Source organism: Bradyrhizobium sp. LA6.1, from assembly GCF_040547805.1.
Lineage (GTDB): Bacteria > Pseudomonadota > Alphaproteobacteria > Rhizobiales > Xanthobacteraceae > Bradyrhizobium > Bradyrhizobium barranii.
Genome location: NZ_JBEPQK010000001.1, coordinates 661,164 through 680,111, shown reverse-complemented (window position 1 = coordinate 680,111; position 18,948 = coordinate 661,164). Strand labels below are relative to the sequence as shown.

Sequence of the window (18,948 nt, the reverse complement as noted above, 5' to 3'; positions counted from 1 at the left end):
GGTCTGTTTCTTATCGTTGCTGTGACCAATCCTAAACAAGAAGTCAGATTTCTGGACGAAAAGCGTTCATTCGGTGGCGGGTGTGCTCGGCTTGTCCGGCGTCTCGCTCAATCGTGATGGATGACGGCGACACGGAGCTGTCGACCGCGACCGCAAGCCTATCAATCTCGAGTTGAACGCGCGGATCATCACTGCTTGTCGTTCCCCGATGACGTCGTATCGGACTCCTTCTTGTCAGTCGCCTGGTCATCCTGACCGTCGCCGCCGCCATAGCCGATCACCTCGACGATGAAGATCGAACCCTGTCTGCGGGCCCCGGTTGCGGTTGGCGTTTCCGCGGACTTGGCGGCCGCGCCGGCCGTATTCGAGCCTGCCGTGAGCGCGCCGATATTGGGAACGGATACGGTCGGAATTCCGGTCGTGCTCCCCTGCACCTGGAAATTGCTGGCGTTGGCGATGACAGGTGCGACGAAGACGGCGCTGCCCGAAGCGCGCACGCCGGCGGTGCCGAAATCGATCGTGCCGCGCGGTGCGAGAAGATAAAGCTGGGACGCCGCTGCTTGCGACGACGCCTGCAGCGTGCCGATGCCCGCGCCGGTCACGAAGCCGCCAAGATCGATTGACTGGTAATCATCCTGATCATACAGCACCTGCAGCGCCGGTGCCGACAAGGTCGTCTTGGAGCCGCGGCCGGCGTCGAGATTGCCGTTGGAGCTCCACATCAGGATGTCGCCGCCCTGGGTCGTGAGCACGCGGCTCGAATTCACCAGCACACTTTGGTCTGTGAAGGTGTTGATCGCGCCGCCACCCAGGGTGAGGATGCCGATATCCCGCAGCTTGAGGGCCGAGTTGGGTTCGGCTGCAAGCGAGCCGACGATGATGTTGCCGCCCGGGCCGAACATCGAGATATCGCCGCCGAGCTGGGTCTGAACCGTGGCATGCAGCAGGTTCATGTCGCCAGTCCTGACCAGCTGGCTGGCGCCGTTGCTCCCGCTGCCGAGCACATTTGCCGTGTAGCCCAGTCTCGCCGGGAACATCGTCTCGATCATGCGGTAGCCGCGCTGGGTGTCTGACGACGTGCCGTCCTTCTGGCCGATGCCGACGGCCTTGAGCTCGGCGAAGAATACCTGGTCGATAAAGACGTGCTGGAGGTCGGTGGGCAAGGCCTGGAAGGCCGCGAACACGCTGGCATCGGAGTCACTGTCGCTTGCCGGCTTGCCGATCCGGCTCAAGAAGGAGCGCAGCTCGGACACATAGTTATGTTTGACGCTGCTGGCATTCGCCGGATCGATATAGGAAGCCGCCACGGCGGCGTAATCGACACCGAACTTGGTGCCGAACATCGTGATGATGTCGGCGCCCTGCTTGGTGCCGGCAGCGTCCGTCAGCGTCGCATTGCGCCGCGGATTATTCGACGGGCCGAGCAGCGACTGGTTGTAGATGCCGACCGAACCGCCGCCCGTGGTGTTCGAGATGTAGATGTTTCCGACCGGCGTCGGGCTGGAATTGCCGACCGACACGATGCCCTCCTGGACCGGCGCCTGGGTCGCGTTGTCGAACGCCGCCGGGAGGAACGGGCCGATGTCGCCGCCGGCCTGAACCACGAGGAACCCGGGTCCGGCCACCTGCAAGCCGCCGCCATTTTGAAAGCCGGTGTAAGTGATGTTCCGGCCGGCCGCGATCGTGCTCACGTCGCTGGCATGGATGTTCTGCACGATGACGTTGAGATCGACGATGTCTCGCCCCGCATAGATGCTGGTCGGGCGATTGATCTCGATACGCTGGTAGACCCTCTGGCCATCGCCAATCGTACGTACGCCGAAACTCCCCGTTGCCTTGATATCACCGGTCGCGGCGTAGATCCGGGCAGTGGTCTCGAGTCCGTCGGCCACATCGTTCTCATGCGCAAGCAGCGCACGGCTGGAAGCCTCGCCGTTGCCGCTATTGGGGCGGAATGGATCGAACGCAGCGTCGATCAACGACGGCCCGGCGGAGATCAACGGGCGCGAGATCGATTGCGGCGCCGACGTATCGGGGTAGCCGAACGTGAGGTCGATATTGCCCTGCGCCAGCAGATTGAAAGTGCCGTGCAGGGACGGACTGAGCACGATGCCCGGTGTCGGAACCGAAGCCGTAGCATTAGCCAAAACATTCTGCTTCAGGATGTCCCCGATCCCGGTCGTTATCAAATTGCCTTGCAGCGCGATGGCCTCGAAGCTCGCAGGATAGGTCGCCGGAGCCGCCAGAACGTTGAGACTGTTAGCGGGTTGGATGCGGATCGCCGTGGGCGCGATGGCGATCGTGACGTCGCCCGACTGCGCCACCAACCGGACCTTACTATCTGGGCCGTAGGTGTCCATGTACAAAGGGGACTGAACGTTGCCCGTATCCAAGGGGTTCGCCCTGCTCGGTTGCTGGGCGTGCAAGGCAGCCGGGTTGACGACACCCGCCATCGCGATCGAGCCGTTTGCCGTCATCGTGATCTGCCCGGTATCGACAGCAAGCAGCGGAAGGTTCGGAAGCTTGAGCGTGCTGCTCGCGTACCTGTAGACATAATCGTTCTGGCCAATGTCGCCGCCCGCGACGATGCTGGCGTGGCCGGATCCTTCGTAGAACGAGCCGCCCCGGATGTCACCGCCGGCGCGCACGATCATATTACCGCTGCCGTAGAGATGCGTCACGGGCGTACTGTTCGCCGACAGGCCGCCGGTGACGCGCCCAGTCGTCGGAGCCGATACCGACACATCGAGCATATTGCGCCCGGCGAGAACGCTCACATTTCCGCCTGCGCTCAGGAAGCCCTGCTGAAAGCTGCCATACTGGATCCACCACGCGGTTTGCGAGGCGATCTGCGTTCCAACCGGGGCGAAGACACCGGCTCCGAGGATCGAAGCACCGGCGCTGGGCGTCACACCGGAATTGGATAGCAGCCAAGGCTGATAGTACTGAGGCACTTTCTTGTAGACCGTGTTGCCGTTCGCATCCTTTGTTGCGATCACCTTGGTGCCGCCCACGACATCGCGCTGCGCGTCGATGACGACGTCCCCGCCCTTTTCGGGGAATGCCGCAGCGGTCGGCGGGCCATAATAGAGCTCAGTGGCTCCGGCCGCGAAAGCCGCGTTGCCATATCCCAGCACGCGGGGCTCGAAGAAGCCGTCCGGATTGGTCACGACAACGCCGGAGGCCTGCAAGCTGTAGGGATTGGCATAGGTCGCGGTATTGACGCCAGCCGCGTAGATCACGCCAGGCGCAGCGACGTCCCTCATGATCACATCTTGGGCTGCCGAGATGGTGATGTTGCCAGTGCCCGTCCGTATCATGGTCGGAATGCTGACATCGACCTTGGTGGTGCCGTCTTTCAGGAACTGGCCATAGCTGCCGTGCTTGTCGACGATGACGTCTCCCCTGCCGTTCGCAAGGGGGACCCTGCCGGTCGGATTGGCGCTCGAGACATCGGAACCGGCGGTCAGGATGTAAGCCCAGGACGACGGCGCCGTCACCGTCTTGATGTTCGCCTGGCTGCAATCGACGGTGCAGACGAGCAATGTGTGCGGGAACAGATCGGCACTCGCGAGATCCTGCGAAGCCGGGCTGATGCCGTTGCCGCTATCGCCGATCTTGTAGGGCGCGATCGGCAGCTGGCCGGTGGTATAGTCGTTCAGATAGATCGAACCGAGATCGACCGAGCGGCTGGTCGCATAGTTCGCGAGCTTGTCCGTGTAGCCCTTGTCGAGATAGTTCGCGAACTGGAAGAAGCCGTCGGAAATCGAGGCGTTGACGTTGATGTTTCCGGCAGCGCGCAGCGACAGCACGCCGGCGTCGAGCCCGCCCCAGGGCGTCGCGAGACGGTAGGTGAAGTTCACGTAGCTCGATGCCGGATCGAAATAGGTCACGCCGCCGTCGGTTGCGAGGTTACCCACCGTACCAGCCGCCAGATTCCAGTTGCTGCTGACGGTGATGTCGCCCTTGGAGGTCACCAGGTCGACGCCCGGCTGCACGTGCACGACGTCCGCGCCGAGGCTGTCGACCAATGGAGCAAGGCGCGTGAACAGGTTGGTGAAGCCGTAACTCTGCCCGTTATAGCTCCACGTCCCCTTGGTGATCTGGGAGATCGTATCGCCGAAGAACACTCGGTCGGGGCTCGTGTCGCCGGTAAAGCTCGCGACACCCGGTTTGCCTTGGTTGGCAGGGTCAAACGTGTCGTAGACCCCGCTTGAACTCCATGGAATGAAGTTCTTCGTCTTGCCTACAAAGGTGATCGTACCGTCCGGATTCCGCTTTGATGTACCGGAAAGATTGTTCGCGGCCGAGAATCCTATGGTGGCGTTCCCGTTGCCCAATCTCACCTGGACCGACGGTTGCACGGCGCTGCTGGCGCCACCGCTCCCGGGCACCACATCAGCAGACACAATCGTGAGGAAGGAATTTGGTACGCCACTAAAGCGTCCGACAGACGGTAGCACGACTACGCCGTTGGGCCCAACCTTCACGCTCGCCAAGGGACTGGTGTAACCGCTGCCCGGGTTGGTGATAACGACGAACAGCACCCCGTTGGCATCGACCTGCCCATAACCCAGGGCGGCGACGCCGCCCGCCGGCGGCGGATCGATCGTGACCGGAATATTCGTCTGACCTGGCGCGTATCCGAGATTATCGGCGGCAGTGAAACTGTATATCCCCATGACGAAGTTCTTGAGCACTGCGCCATTGCTGTTCGGAATTGAAACATCGCCGCTGACCACGCTGGTAAAGCCGTTGGCCGTGGTGACACTCGAAAGCTGCCATCCCGAAACGTTGGTCCACGATCCATCCGTCGCAAGTATTACATTCCCGTTCGGGTCCAACTTGTACCAGCCGGCAGGATCGATCGTGCCGAACCAGCCAAGGCTTGATCCGTCGAGGCCGTGGTTGCTAGCGGTGGTGTCGAATGCGATGAAGCCGTTCACGGCGACCGAGCGCGCACCGACGATGCTGACCTTTGAGCGATCGTTGATGTTGTTGGTGGCATCGATGACGGGAAGCGCGTCGAAGGTCTTGTCGCCGTCGGCGTAGAAGTTCATGCCGTGCGTGCCCGACGGGTTGGCGACATTGCTGATCGCGGCAATCTTGACGTCGTTGTTGCCGTCCAGAGGGGCGCGGAACGTCACGGTGCCGCCGCTCAGGCCGCCCCTGGTGCCGCCGGAGACGTTGATCTGCGTACCCTGTTGCAGCCAGATTTTCGACTTGGCGTCCCAGCCGATTCCGATGGTGACGTCGCCGCCACGCTCGTCGGCGTGCGTGGTCGAGGCGTCGATCACGCCGCTGCTCGCCAGGAACACCGAATTGGCACCGTAGAGCGCGACCTTTCCGCCGGCCTGCCCGGTGCCGTCGATCGTGCTGCCGCCATAGCCGGTGGCATCCAGCGTGCCGCGGATGATGACCTGACCCAGTTGCCTTTCCTGGAAGATGGGAATCCAGGTCGGATCGTCCGCCGTAAGCGTAATGTTATTGGCCTTCAGCGTGTGCCCTGCCGCCAGTTCGAGATTGCCGGTGCGGGTGTGGATGTCGATCGCGCCGGTGAGGCCGCCGGCGAGCAGAATGTCCGCAAGCGCCGTCAGGTCGGCCGCACCGCCTGTATCAAGCTTGAACCGGCCGCCGAGGCCGGGACCGCCGGTGCCGAGCAGCCGGCCGGCGAGCATCGCGCCGCCGCGGAGCGCGTCCACCTCGATCGTCCCGCCATAGCCTTGACCACCGCTCGTCGTCGCGACGTCGATGGTGCTGCTGGCGTCGGTGATGACCTGGCCTCCGCCCGTGGCGTTCGACCCGATGTCGGCATACAGCACGACCTTGCCGCCTGACAGATAGGTGTCGACGTCGACCAGCGTCTTCTTGTAGCCGCGCGCCGAGATATACGCGCCGGGATTGAGGGTAACGTTCCCCGCGATCGCACCGAGCGTAATCGTGCCGGCCTGCGCCTGAATGGTGCTGCCGACGGCAATGTTCGACGCCGTGACCGTGAGAATGCCGCCGGTCTCGTCGCTGTCGGCAGGCGCAGTTGCGGCCGAGCCGCGCGTCACCGGATCGACGATGGAGATATCGCCCGACGCCGTCAGGACAAAACCCTGAGGAGTTCCCGCGGTTGCGCCGGAGACCAGAATGCGCGGCGTGCTGACGGTGAGGTCGGTCTTGTCGCCGTTCGCGCCGAGCGTCATCGTGCCCGGGCCTTTGACGACCACGCTGTCGTCGGCCGACCATTTGACCTTGGAGAAACCGGCAATGGTGAAGTTGCCGTTGACGACATTCCCATTGACCCGGCCGCTGCCCAGGTCGATTTCCTTTGCGGCCAGTTCGAGGCTGTTGCCGTTCGCCGCCGGAGCGCTGAAGGGCGGGCTGGCCCCGGTGTTCTTGAGCGTGATGTTGTTGCTCGCCGAGATCAGGCCGTCCCGCGTCAGGGTGGCGCCACCCGAACCCGCAACCGTCATCGTCCCGGCAGATGCGACGCTGACCTTGCTGTTCGGATCGAGCGCGATCTGGGTGTTGGCGGCGTAGGTCGTGGCGACGCCTGCGGCGGATGTGACGGTGACGCCGACGCTGAACTCGACCGTCGCCGAGGAGGAAAACGCCAGCACCGTTCCGGCGCGCAGATTCAGGCTGGTGCCGGGATTGAGCACCTCGCTGCCGAGCGCGATGCCGGTGGCGTCCAGCGACAGACTGCGCGCACCGGAATTGAAATCGCCATACACCGTAACCGGACCAGACAGCGCGCGCAGGGCCAGTGTCTGCACGTCGGCGAACTGGGTGCTGTTGGCCGGCAGCACCAGGCTCTTGCCGGCAACCGCCGAGGCCGCTCCGACGCCGATGCTCGGCGCGATCAGGTTGACCAGATTGGCGTGCAGGTCCGTTGTATTGATGGCGATCGCGTTGTTGGAGGCGGTGGCTTGCAGCGTCAGCGTGTTGGTCGAGATCTTGACGCCGTCGGCGATCGCCACCTTCCCGCTGTTGCTGGTGTCACCGCCCGCCAATGTCAGGCTTCCGGTCACCGGCCCGGCCGGCAGCACGGCCGTTGCGGTCGCGACATCCTTGAATTTGATCGTGAGTGCTGGCGCCGAAACTCCGGTCGCAGTCGGCCCCGTCAGTTGCAGCGTCGGGTCGTTGCTCGCCACGAACAAGGCGCCGCGCCCCGGCTGTTGCGCACCGCCGTTCGCGTAATAACCGAGAGCCAGCCGCGCGGGGCTCGTGGGATCGAGGAGTTTTGCAAGATCGGCACCCACGATCTCCGTTCCAGAGAGCGTCCCGCCTAAAGCCGCGGCGAGGCTCTGGGCCGTGACAGGCGCCTGCCCGTCCGCAGCAACGACGTAATGGCGCCCGAGCCCGGCATGAACGACACCCGTAGTTTTGATGATGCTGCCGGTATTGATGGTCACCGTGCCGCTACCGGCCTCCGGGACATAGACCGGAAGATCCAGCAGGACGGACTGCGATCCGACCGTCACCGATTGCGTGACTTCCTGCCATTGGCCGACCTGCTGGGCGACAAGCAGGATCTCCGGCGCGCTGAACGTCTCGCCGCGCGTATCCACGACGACATTGCTGGCCGTCGGCGTGATCAGCGTGCCCGTTGCGAAGTCGCTGCGGCTGCCGCCGATCAGAATGCTCTCGAAGCCGTTGAGCTGGGCAACGTCGAGGCCGACATAGCCGGCCGGAATGTCGTTGTTGACGTACCCGGCATGGCCGACCACCGCGAGCTTGGGCGCGCTTATGTCCAGCTCGCTGCCGCGGCCGGTGTTGCCGTTTTTGTCCTGTCCCGGCAGCGTCCGCGCAACGCCGTTCATCACGATCGACTGGAGCGCGGAGATCGACAGCCGGCCCGCATCCATCGGCAGCCGCGGCGCCGTGACATTGTTCTTGGCCGCCAGTTGGGCATAATAGGTGTTGGCGCCGTTGAAGCTGTACTCGCTGTATTGCTGCCAGACCGAGCTTGTCTGCACCGCGAACACCGTCTGGCCGGACGACTGCTTTCCGGGCGCGGTCGACTGCGTGTAATGACCGGTCACCAGAACGGTGCCATCAGGCAGTTTGGTTCCCGTGGCAATGTTCTTGCCGGTGTTGTCGCTGGAATAGACGACGACACGCATTGCGCCCGGCAGCGTCGCGTAGTGCGCGGGATAAAGTGTATACGTTCCCGCCGGGATACCATTGCCGCCGTCGATTGTGATCTGGGTGCCGGCCAGCGGGATCGCGTCGCCGGCGGTGACGGTCTTGCCCGCATCGGCACTGCGCGCGGTCGCAAAATGGATGTCATACGCAGCGATCGGATCGGTCTGCGACGGCAACAGCGCGTAGACGGTCTGGCCGGAAGGCGTCGTGGTCAGGCTATCGCGCGAGCCGCCCTTGCCCGCAATCCACTCCATGGCCTGGATATCGCCGCCGCCACGCAGGTCGATCGTCGAACCGTCGACGCGCGTTACGTTCGATCCGGCCAGGATCAGACCCTTCGACGGCGGTTGCGCCAGCGGATTGAGATTGGCGTTGTAGTACCAGTTGGTGCCGTCGGACGTCGCACCGTAGGGAACGGTCGTGTCGGCCAGCGACACCGAGGTGAGGCTCCCGGCCTCCAGCACCACCGACTGCGTGATGATCTTGGACACTGCGCTGTCGGTATTGCCGAGCGCGATCTTGCCGAGCGGCGCGAACAGATTGCCAGCCTGATCGATGGTGTTTGCGATGACGGTGATGCCGCCGCCGGCTGACAGCGGAATCCCGGTGTAGCTGTTGGCGGGCGCGGCGAACTTGACGTTCCCCGGCGTCTCGATCGTGAAGTTAACGGCGGAGACCGGATAGATTCGCTGGGCGGAGAGCAGGAGATCGCCGGCCGAGACCAGCTTGCCGGTGAAACTCGACTGCTCCGCCGTCGCGCTGGTGTCGTTTCCATTGGTCTTGAGACCGTTCACAACCTTGAGCGTGCCGAGGCGGAGGTCGCCGCTCGCAATCAGGTTGATCTGGCTGAAGCCCGAGAAGTCGAGGCCCGGCTGAGCGTCGCCCGGTTTGAAATTGGACGGTCTTCCACTCTCCAGATCGATCGTCTGTGCATTCACCGTCAATGTGCTGGTGCCGGCCACCGGCTTATTACTGGAGAAGCCGGTGAGCACGACATAGGGCGCCGCAATGCGTGCATCGATCGAGCCGGATCCCGGCGCGTTGATGTCACCTGCCGCAATGTGCAGACGGTTGGTCACGGTCCAGTTCAGCGAGCTGGAAATCGTGAGCGCTTTCCATGACGGATCGCTGTCGCCGTAGGTGGTGCCGGGCAGGTCGGTGAAGATGCGCGCGGCACCGCCCACAGCTGCGGCTGCGTAGAGATAGACGTTGTCGAACGGCGCGAGCTGATCGGCCGAAACGGTGAGCGTCGTCGGCGCGCTGATGACGCCGGCGGCGCCCTGCTGCAGGGATATGTTGCCGCCTCCGAGCAGGATGGTCCCGCCATTGGCGCGCGCATCAGCATGCAAGGTGCCATCGTTGGCGACATAACGGCCACCGGCCGCGGCGAAGCTGCCGCCCCAGGAAAATCCGCTGACGTCTGCGCTCACCGTGCCGGCGTCGCTCCAGGACCATTGCGACGTGGTCGCGCCGCGCGCGCCTGCCACCTGGATATTGCCGGCCGCGCCGGAGACGTCGACCACCGCGCCGGCATCGGCGACGAGGTAGCTTTGCTGCGGAGTGCCAGCGGAGCCAGGAGGGCCATAAGTGAAATAGAGCTTGTCTTTGCTGGAATCACCTGTCGGGTCTTTGTATGTGTAGACCGTGGTAATCGTTCCACCTTCCACCGCGAACGTGCCGCCGGCGATATAGCTGCCGCTCGTCCTTGGACCGTTGACCGTCCCGAACAGGGAATTGGCGACGAATGTCCCGGACAGGTCGATCTTCGCATCGGACGAAAGATGCGTCGCCAGCGAGTTGATGAAGACGGAGCCGCCATGGTCGATGATCGTGCCACGCAGCTCGACGGACTGCGCTGGGACGCTCCAATCCGGAGTGCTTGGCTTTGGACTGGTAGATGTCGACCCGCTGCGATCTTTTGTGACCGCAGCCATCGTGATGCTCGCCTTGGGATCAGTGATGATCTTCGAACCCGTATCGAGCTTAATGTTGTCGGCCCTGAGCGTGAGATCGACCGGCTTGCGCCGGTCGTCCGCAAGCAGCGCCAGTTGCGGCGCGGGCTGCTGGCCGAGCTTGGTCCCGGTCGGCGTCGCGGTGTAGTCGGCGAGACTCGCCAGGTTCTTCTGCTGAAGGGTCAGGCTGGTCCCGGCCGAGACGATGATCTGGGCTTTCGCGCCCGACCAGTCGTCGCTCACCGTCTCGATGATGTAGGAGCCGAAGCCGCCGCTCGTCAGCAACGAGACAGGCAGCGTGCTCGCTTGGCCGCCGATGCGGATCGACGACGTCTGACTATCCTCGATCCGGATAGTGCCGGCCGCGGCAATCCTCAGGCTTCCATTGCTCTCGAAGCCGTAGCCGCGCAGAGTGCCGTCGAGCCCGATGACAGCCGGCGTCGCTAGATTGGGCGTTGGAGGATGCGGGCCATTGATGGGCTCCCACTCTTTACCCGAGTACAGGGCGAGTGAGATACTGCCTGCCTTGCCAGCCATTACGCCGGTGGCTGCAGTCTTGGCCTTACCCTGCGGCGAGATGTAACCGCCACTGGATACATCAAGGACGCTACCGTTTGCCAACAATATGCTTCCGGTCGCGTCCAGGTAGCCACCTACGACAGCTGTGCTGTCCTTGGTTGTGGTAATCGAAACTGTGCCGCCATTGGTGAAGGCGGGACCAGCCGCGTCAACTCCCGCCACTCTTCCGATATCGTTTACAAATCGACCGCTGACATCGATCGTGCCCTCGACGAAAATGTTCGCGGCGATCGCGTGACCCGATTGATCGGTTGGGGCCTTGAACAAAGAACTGAATTTGCCTCCAACCGAGACACGATCCGTTGATAGGCTGACGCTTCCCCCTGCCGCCGAAACCGTTCCAGCGATATCGATGGCCCCGCCCGCGCTGACAGAGAGGCTGCCGCCGGCCGCCAGATTGAGCATGCTGTCGTTGGACAACACAAAATCGTTGGCCGTCACCTTCAGCGAGCTGAGGCCGTAACCCGACAGGATGTCGGCCGACAGATTCGTCGTATAGGTGCTTTGGGTCGTGAAGTTGGCCGATGCCGTCGCGCCGATCTGCACGCTTGACGGCGTCGTCAGCTCGAGTGAGCCCTGCAACGGCAACTGGCCGCCGCTGATCTGGCGCTCGCCGGCTGTCGAGCCGAAATACATCGTCCCAAGCAGCGCCGGATTGACGGTCACGACGCTTACGCGTCCGGCGTCATGCCCCTCGGTGAAGCCTGCCGAATAGATCTGGGTCGGCGTGGACCAGGTTTCCGTGACGCCCCAGCGCGCATGCTTGACGGTGAACTGGCCCGCGATCCCGAGATAGGTCATGTTCGGGTCGGCGTTGGTCATGCTGTAGATGCGGCCGTCGCTGCCGATCAGGCGCGTGGTGTTCACCATGCCGGGCAGGAACTTCACGCTGCCACCCGCGACGTTCATGATCGAGCCGTCGGTCTTGACGCTGGCAGCACCGTTGCTGGTGGAGAGGTCCGTCGTCAGAGACACGCTGCCGCCGACGGTCATCAGCTGGTAGATGCTGCGCGGGACCTTGGCGACATAGCCGCTGGCGTCCGCGAGCGGCGTTCCCACCCACGCGGTGCCGTCGCTGCGGGTGCCGGTGTTGCGAATGTCGATATACATCGTCTGGCCGTACAGCGCGCCGTTGCGCTGCAAGGGCATGTCCGCGAACTCGGCGCGCGGCTGGAACGAGATGATGTTGTAGCTCGCCGGCAGCTCGACGTTCTGGAGCCCGGCGACGTCGATCGTTGCGCCCGGCGCGAGCAGGACGGACTGCGCAGCGTTCGAGTTGGGAAGGACATCTGCGTTGCCGCCCCCGGTAGACGTCATGCCTTGGTTGAACAGATTCGGGACGACAACCTGCTCCCCGTTGATCGTCCGGAGATGGGAAAAGATCTGAGCATTAAGCGCGACTTGGGCCGACGGGGCCGAAATCAGCCCATTTGATCCGACCTCCACGTTGGTCTGGGCAGTCATCTCGATGTAGGCTGGCGCGAAGCTCTGCGTGCTCGTCAATCCCGCCGCGCCGTCATCGACCGGCAGGCTCGAGATCACGCCGTTCATGGTGACGCTTGTCGCCGCGCGGAGGAGCACGAAGCTGTTGCGGTCGATGCTGGTATCGACGGAGATCACGCCCTGGATCAGCTTTCCGGTGCTGTCGGCCAGACCGTGGCCTGATGCATCCTTGGGATTTCCGATCGCTACGGTATCGCCATTCATCACCACGATGCCGCGAGAGGCGTCGATCAGGCCGTCGTGAACCACAGCGCCGGTGCCGGGCAAATAGGTACTGGTTTTGGGATAGCCGAAAGGCGCTTGCGGGTCGTCCGGGTTGTACACCGACGCAAACTGCGACAGCCTGAATTCGGTGCCGCGGAACTTGATGGTGTTTCCCTTGTCGTCCTTGCCCAGCACACTGTCCGGCAGCAGCGAATAGCCGTTCGGAACGACATCGATCGTTCGCGCCGCGACCATGGCGACCTCCCCGCCGGGCGCGGTGATTGAGCCGGAATTGTAGACGTTGGCACCGAACAGATAGACCGAGCCGGGCGACCCAAGCGAAACCTGGTCTGAGAGGATATTGCCGGTGATGGACGCGCCGCGCTCGACCTTGATGTCGCCGGCAATCAACTTGGTCGCCGCGCCGCCGTCCTTGTCATAGATCGAGAACGAGTTGAGATCGGCAATGCCGTTGTTGAGAAAAAACTGGTCGCGCGTCGCCAGATCGCTGCCGAGCTTGCCGACATCGAGGCTGGACGCGATCAGCGTGTGAACGTTGACCTGTGAGCCCGCGCCGAAGATGATGCCGTTGCGGTTGATCAGGTAGACGCCGCCGATGGCATTGATCTGGCCAAGAATGCGGCTCGGCGAGGCGCTGGGATCCTGCACCCGGTTCAGCGCAATCCAGTCGGACGCGGACTGCCTGAAATTGACCGTGGTGTTGGCGCCGACGTTGAACGTGTCCCAGTAAAGAATGCTCTTCTTCTGGGTCTGCTGGATATCGACCGAGACCTTCGAGCCGCTCGTCGTCTGCTTCGGCAAATTCGCGCCGAGCCATTTGGAGGCATCGGCCTTGATGCCCGCCAATGGATCGCCCGCGGTGCCGCCGAACGGCATCAATCCGCCCGGGCTCAATCCATTCGGGACGGACGACGCAGCGGCCTGGGCGGCGGCGGCAGCATCCGACTGGAGCTTGCGCGCGGCGGCAAGCGCTGCTGCCGCACGGGCAAGCGAGGTCTGGGCCTGGGTCGCCGCGCCGGCAGCCTGCTGCGCGGCCAAAATCGCCGCCTGCTGTGCGGCCGCCGTCGGCACCACCGTGCTGGCGCCCGGCGTGAGGCTGCGTGCATGGCCGAAACCGCCCGCGACCGACAGCGCCAGCAGGCTGACGCCACAAAGCAGCGTCCGCTCAAACGCACGCCGCATCCCGGGGGGAGAAACAAGGATATCGCGATGGGGCACGCTGCGGCACTTTCTGATTGCAAGTTCCAGTCGAGCACGCCGCTGATGCAGGCGCATTCGCGCCTCGCATTTACTTTTCGTTTACTAACATTCATATGTCAGATTTGTAGCATTGAAGCACTATGTGCATCCGCGACATCGCGTTCCTCCGGCCGAGGTGCGGCAAAATCGCTTCAATTTCAGCAGGAAAGCGTGCGATTAATTATGTTATTGCTTGTTATCAGCGCGTTATCGCGTCGATGCGGGCTGCGGCGGCCCGGCCAGAATGGCCCTAAAGCATGATGAGATTGAGCTGCCCTAGCGCTGGCCCTGGTTGGCAAACGGGCTAAGCAGACCCGGCGGCAGCTTGAAATTTGCCGGCTGCGCACTCTTGTTGATCGTCAGGTTCTTGCTGGCGCCAGGGTGGACGTCGGAAGCCGGGGTTGGCCCACCTCGCGGAGGCGGGACCGGCATGGCGACCGGAACGGGCGGCGGCCCTGCAAGCACTGGCCCGCCCGGAACCGCGCCGGCCTTCATGTCGGGCGACGGGATGTCCAGCACGGTAATATCGAGTCCCCTCGCGAACTCCACCTGGCGCCGCTCGACCGCCCGAAGGGTCCATCCTTTGTGGTTTTCGCCCGCTTTCAGCCGGACCACGGACTTGCTGGCGGAATCAATGAACAAGCCGATCTTTTCGCTGCCGACGATGGTGCCGAGCAGAGAAAGCTGCGGCCTCTCGGGTTCGGCCGGCGGCGGCGGAGCTACCTGCACGGGCGCCGGCATGGCAACCGGTGCGGGCGCAGGCGGCCGTCGCGTGGGCGCAAACAGCGGCCGCTCGCGGCCGGCTGTCAAACGCCCGAGCGGGATAGCCCACAGCGGGTTGTCGCTGAGCGCGCGTTGTGCCGGCGGAGGCGCCGGCGGCCGTTCGACAATCGCGGGCGCCGGCACGACGGCGGGAGCTGGGGCCGGGCCGGTCGGCTTCGTGGCAAACAGATCATCGCGCGACTCGGCGGACGGAGAATCCATCGAACCTGGCGCGCTGACGGCGAACGCCTGGACGCTTCCCCCGGCAAGGATGCCAGCGAGCAAAGCAATGTATAGGCGCGTCGACATGGCACTGACCGTCCCTGATCGGACCCGAGCGATAACCGTCATGAATATCAATCATGTGACATTTGCGAGCAGGGAACCGATGTCCCAGGCCGGTCCGCGAGATCGCAGGGCATGTCAGCATCAATGCGCGCGCGCCCTATCGTCCGCCGCCATCACATCTACTGGGGCACGATGTTGGATCAAAGCCGGGCGCGCTTCAAAAAAATGCACCCGGCGCGAGCCGGGTGCAAAGTGTTGTCGATCGTCGATCAGGCTGAGACCTGATAGCGATCAGTAAGCGCCGACCTTGCCGGTGCAGCCGCTGCCGCCCACACCGTTGGTCGGGTCGTTGAGGAGCGTGTAGATTTCGCCCTGCCAGACAGCCGGAACCTGAGCGAAGCCGTTGTCGTTCATGATCAAAGCCGACCCGCTGCCGTAAACGTAGTCGAGGAAGGTCTTGAACCAGATGAACGCGTTGTTGCTGTTCGAGTGCGTCTGGTAGCACTGATACATTTCGAACCAGGAGAAGCCGGAGATCGGATACGAACCGGAAACCACCGGATTCGGATTGACACCCTGCAAGCTCCAGGTCAGCGGGTTCGCACGGCTGACGCTGTCGAACTGCGGGATGGCGGTCGCCATCGCCTTCTGCGCACCCTGGAAGGTCGGCGGCTGGAACTTGCCGGTCGCGCCGGTGATGTCCCACTGCGACTGGAGGTTGGCGGTCTTCAGGCCACCGGCCTTGACGGGCAGCCAGAAGTCCTGGGAGGCGTAGCCGATCGCACCGTTCGTCGAGGTGACGAGGGTGACGAGGGCGCCGCTGCCCGAGGCGTTGGCGAACGTGCCGGGGCTGGTCACGGCGTTGCCGCACTGGTCGGTCGGGAACTGATCCGGCCAGTTCAGCTGGTTCGCACCGCGCGCGAGCAGCGGAGTGGTGCAGGCCTGCGAACGATCGGTCCAGGGGAAAGCGTACGACACGACGGTCGCATCGCTCTCGCTGTTCGGTCCGAACTCATAACGGCACTGCTCAACCAGCGCGTTGGAGAGCAGGAAGGTGGTGCCGCTGCCGTCCTGACGATGCACGAAGGTGATGTTGCCGGTGCCGAGCGTGCCACCGTTGAGCGTGGTCAGGATCGCGTTGTTCCACTTGGTGATGTGGCCCGACGCGATGCCGCAGAACGCGTTACGCGACAGGTTGAGGCCGCTGCTGCCGCCAGCCGGGGTCGCCGGCAGAATGTTCAGGGTAGCGCCGGCACCATCCTTGCCGTTCAATCCAAACGCAACGGCGCCGATGACCGCCGGAATCTGGATGAGATTGCCGAACTTCGACTGCGCGCTGCTGGCGCCGCCCGTGTTCCAGGCGGTCATGTCGGCGGCGTTGACGACGTCGTCGCTGCCGATGAACTGCACGCCATCATAGTCGGAGATGTTGTTGATGCCGAAGTTGCTGCTGGTGTAGGCGGGAGCGGAAGAGGAAGGCGTTCCGATCTGGGTCTTGTCGTTGGTGCGCAGCACGGTCTTGCCGTTGCCCGAACCGGTACCGGCATAGAGAATCGCGCCGCCGATGCCGCTGGTGTTGAAGCTACCGCAGCTCGCAGCCTTGGCCATCGGACCCGGCTTGCCGGGGCTGCCCTGCGCCTGGGTGTAGATGCAGTCCATCAACTGCCGATAGACAACCTGCGGGAACGTCGCGCCCGCGCCAAACGCAACCGACTGCGCCTGAGCAGATTCGGAAGCAACGCCCATCGCAGCGAACGCAACCGATCCCAAGAGTAAAGTCTTCAAGTTTCGCATAACCTCAGTCTCCCTGTTTGGATACCCCAAGCCTGCTACGATCAGCAGCCGGGCCCCGGAGCGAGGCGGACGCTATCGGCGGTATGTGAGACTTTGATTGTTGTTTTGTGAATTATGATACTCATCCCATCTACAATGAGATCGATCTTCGTGCCGATCCGGCGACAAGCTCATAATTTCACGAGCAGAAGCATGGAATTCTCGCCCGCACCAAATGTTATCCACGCATCAAATCGCATCGTAAAATATGTGGACGCCGTCGGATCGGACGCCTCGCACGTATCCCGAAGCTTGAAGCGCGAACATCCGCGGCGCAATCGACCCGCCCTATTCGACGATCATCTCTTTACGACGTGCTGTGAGCAAATGCCTGCGTGCTTTCACAGACCTGTCTTGTCGACATCACATCACCGTTAATGTCGCATCGTTAAAAGGCACCCCGGCAATCCGGCCGCGCCGCACATGATGCCTCGTATCACAACAATATCGTTCGCCATCGTGTGAGTGCTGCGCGGATAAGACCAGCAAGCAAGAAGGATCCACGAAATGAACGCTCTGCCCGGTTTCCGCATGCCTTACCGCGCAATGACGGCACGCGCCGGCTTAGCTACCGTCTGGCTGGCCGTCATGCTCGGCGCCGGAGCACCGGCATTTGGCCAATCGCCGTCGGCCGATCCCGTTGTCGCCGTCGTCAACGGAAGCCCGATCCATGAGAGCGATCTGGAACTGGCGGACGAAGTCATCGGCCGAAATCTGCTGGTTCAAGACCCCATCGAGAGGCGCGAAACCCTTCTGAAGATGGTGACCGACGCCGTGCTGCTCGCGAAGGTGGCGACCGATCGACACATAGAAGACCCGGCCGATCTTCAGCGCCGCGCCATTTTCGCGCGCAATCAGGGCCTCACCAATCATCTTCTGACTGTCGTTGGTCAGCAGGCGGTGAGCGAGGAGGCAATGCGCAAGGCATATCAGGAGGTCGTGCTCAATGGGGTGACAACCGAGCCCGAGCTGCATCTGCGCCACCTTGTCTTCATGATCGCTCCGCCCGCGGACGATGCCGCGGTCAAGGCGGCCGAACAAAAGGCCAAGGCGGCGATGGACAGGATCAACAAGGGCGAGGACTTCACAGTCGTCGTCGCCGAAGTGTCCGAGGACCCCGTCACCAAAGCGAGGGGCGGCGACTACGATTGGCGGCAGCGCGGCGAAATGGGCAAGGAATACGCCGACGTGGCGATCAAGCTGAAAAAGGGCGAGGTTTCGCAGCCGTTCAAGACTGCAGTTGGCTGGCATATCCTCAAACTCGAGGATACGCGTCCACGTAAACCGGCCGACTACGACAAGATCCGTGATCGCCTGGCCGCGATGGTCGCCTCTGCAGCGCAGATCGAGCTCGTGGATAAAGTGCGCGCCGAGGCGAAGATCGTGCGCATGGACCAGATTCATAAAGCGGACAAGGAAGGCGCCAAAGTCAGGTAGCGCCCCTGCCCTGCCTGCCAATCCCGCGATATCCCGGCAGTGAGTAAGCTATGGGCCTTGCCGTCATCATCCTGACGCACAACGAAGAGCGCCACATCTTGCGGGCTCTCGCCTCGGTTGCCAAAATTGCAACCGAGGTTTTTGTTGTCGACAGCTTCTCAAGCGATCGAACGGTCGAGTTGGCGCGCGCTCAAGGCGCAACCGTATTGCAGAACCGATTCGTCAACTACGCGAAGCAGTTTCAGTGGGCGCTCGAGAATGCCCCGATCACCGCCTCGTGGATCATGCGGCTCGATGCCGACGAAATCATCGAAGCCGATCTCGGCGCCAGAATTCGCGATGAACTGCCGCGCCTGAGCAACGAGGTCGTCGGGATCAACCTCAAGCGCAAGCACATCTTCCTTGGTCGCTGGATTCGCCATGGTGGCCGCTACCCGCTCCTCCTCCTGCGGATCTGGCGACGCGGCCACGGCCGCATCGAAGACCGCTGGATGGACGAGCACATGATTCTGTGGGGCGGCCAGACCGTTACATTCGATGGCGGGTTCGCCGATCACAATCTCAACGATCTGACGTTCTTCACCGACAAGCACAACAAATACGCCACACGCGAGGCAATCGATGTGATCAACGAGCGTCACCGCCTGTTCGGGCGCGATGTCGATCTGATATCGGAGGAAGGCTCGCGCCAGGCAGCCATCAAGCGCTGGATCAAGGAACGCCTGTACAACCGTATCCCTTATCAAATCAGCGCGCCGGCCTATTTCCTGTTTCGCCTGATTTTCCAGCTCGGTTTTCTCGACGGCAAGGAAGGCCTCGTCTATCACGGATTACAGGGTCTCTGGTATCGCTTCCTTGTCGGCGCAAAGGTGGAAGAGCTGGAAGCCGCCATCTCTCATCTGAAAGATCCGGCGGAAATGCGCGCGGAGCTACGACGCCTGACCGGCCTCGTCATCGAGCTCTGATCAACATGCGCTCGAAAGCCAAAATGATT

At 62.9% G+C, this 18,948-nt stretch carries 5 protein-coding genes; 2 read left to right on the top strand and 3 right to left on the bottom strand.

Annotation, left to right across the window (positions count from 1 at the left end):
- Window positions 1-188: 188 nt before the first annotated feature.
- The 3 genes from ABIB99_RS02940 to ABIB99_RS02930 form a co-directional block, all read right to left on the bottom strand.
- Window positions 189-13,577: a filamentous hemagglutinin family protein gene (locus ABIB99_RS02940; protein WP_354174828.1), complete on the bottom strand. Its 13,389-nt coding sequence runs from the start codon at window positions 13,575-13,577 to the stop codon at window positions 189-191.
- A 333-nt stretch (window positions 13,578-13,910) separates the two neighbouring features.
- A complete protein-coding gene (locus tag ABIB99_RS02935; protein ID WP_283018557.1) occupies window positions 13,911-14,756 on the bottom strand; it encodes a hypothetical protein in 846 nt (281 codons plus the stop codon).
- Between the two features lie 219 nt (window positions 14,757-14,975).
- Window positions 14,976-16,478, bottom strand: coding sequence for a substrate-binding domain-containing protein (locus tag ABIB99_RS02930; RefSeq protein WP_231144459.1), 1,503 nt, complete (start codon window positions 16,476-16,478; stop codon window positions 14,976-14,978).
- Window positions 16,479-17,024: 546 nt separating this feature from the next.
- Here ABIB99_RS02930 and ABIB99_RS02925 point away from each other — a divergent pair.
- Complete coding sequence (locus ABIB99_RS02925) at window positions 17,025-17,954, top strand: peptidylprolyl isomerase (RefSeq protein WP_231144458.1); 930 nt, start codon at window positions 17,025-17,027, stop codon at window positions 17,952-17,954.
- Window positions 17,955-18,004: 50 nt separating this feature from the next.
- Window positions 18,005-18,919, top strand: a complete 915-nt coding sequence (locus ABIB99_RS02920; protein WP_085402769.1) for a glycosyltransferase family 2 protein — start codon at window positions 18,005-18,007, stop codon at window positions 18,917-18,919.
- Window positions 18,920-18,948 lie beyond the last annotated feature (29 nt).

Bases quoted from the DNA above. Each gene is read 5' to 3' on its own strand.
- ABIB99_RS02940 (WP_354174828.1), bottom strand. From the start codon at position 13,577: ATGCGGCGTGCGTTTGAGCGGACGCTGCTTTGTGGCGTCAGCCTGCTG.
- ABIB99_RS02930 (WP_231144459.1), bottom strand. From the start codon at position 16,478: ATGCGAAACTTGAAGACTTTACTCTTGGGATCGGTTGCGTTCGCTGCG.
- ABIB99_RS02925 (WP_231144458.1), top strand. From the start codon at position 17,025: ATGAACGCTCTGCCCGGTTTCCGCATGCCTTACCGCGCAATGACGGCA.
- ABIB99_RS02920 (WP_085402769.1), top strand. From the start codon at position 18,005: ATGGGCCTTGCCGTCATCATCCTGACGCACAACGAAGAGCGCCACATC.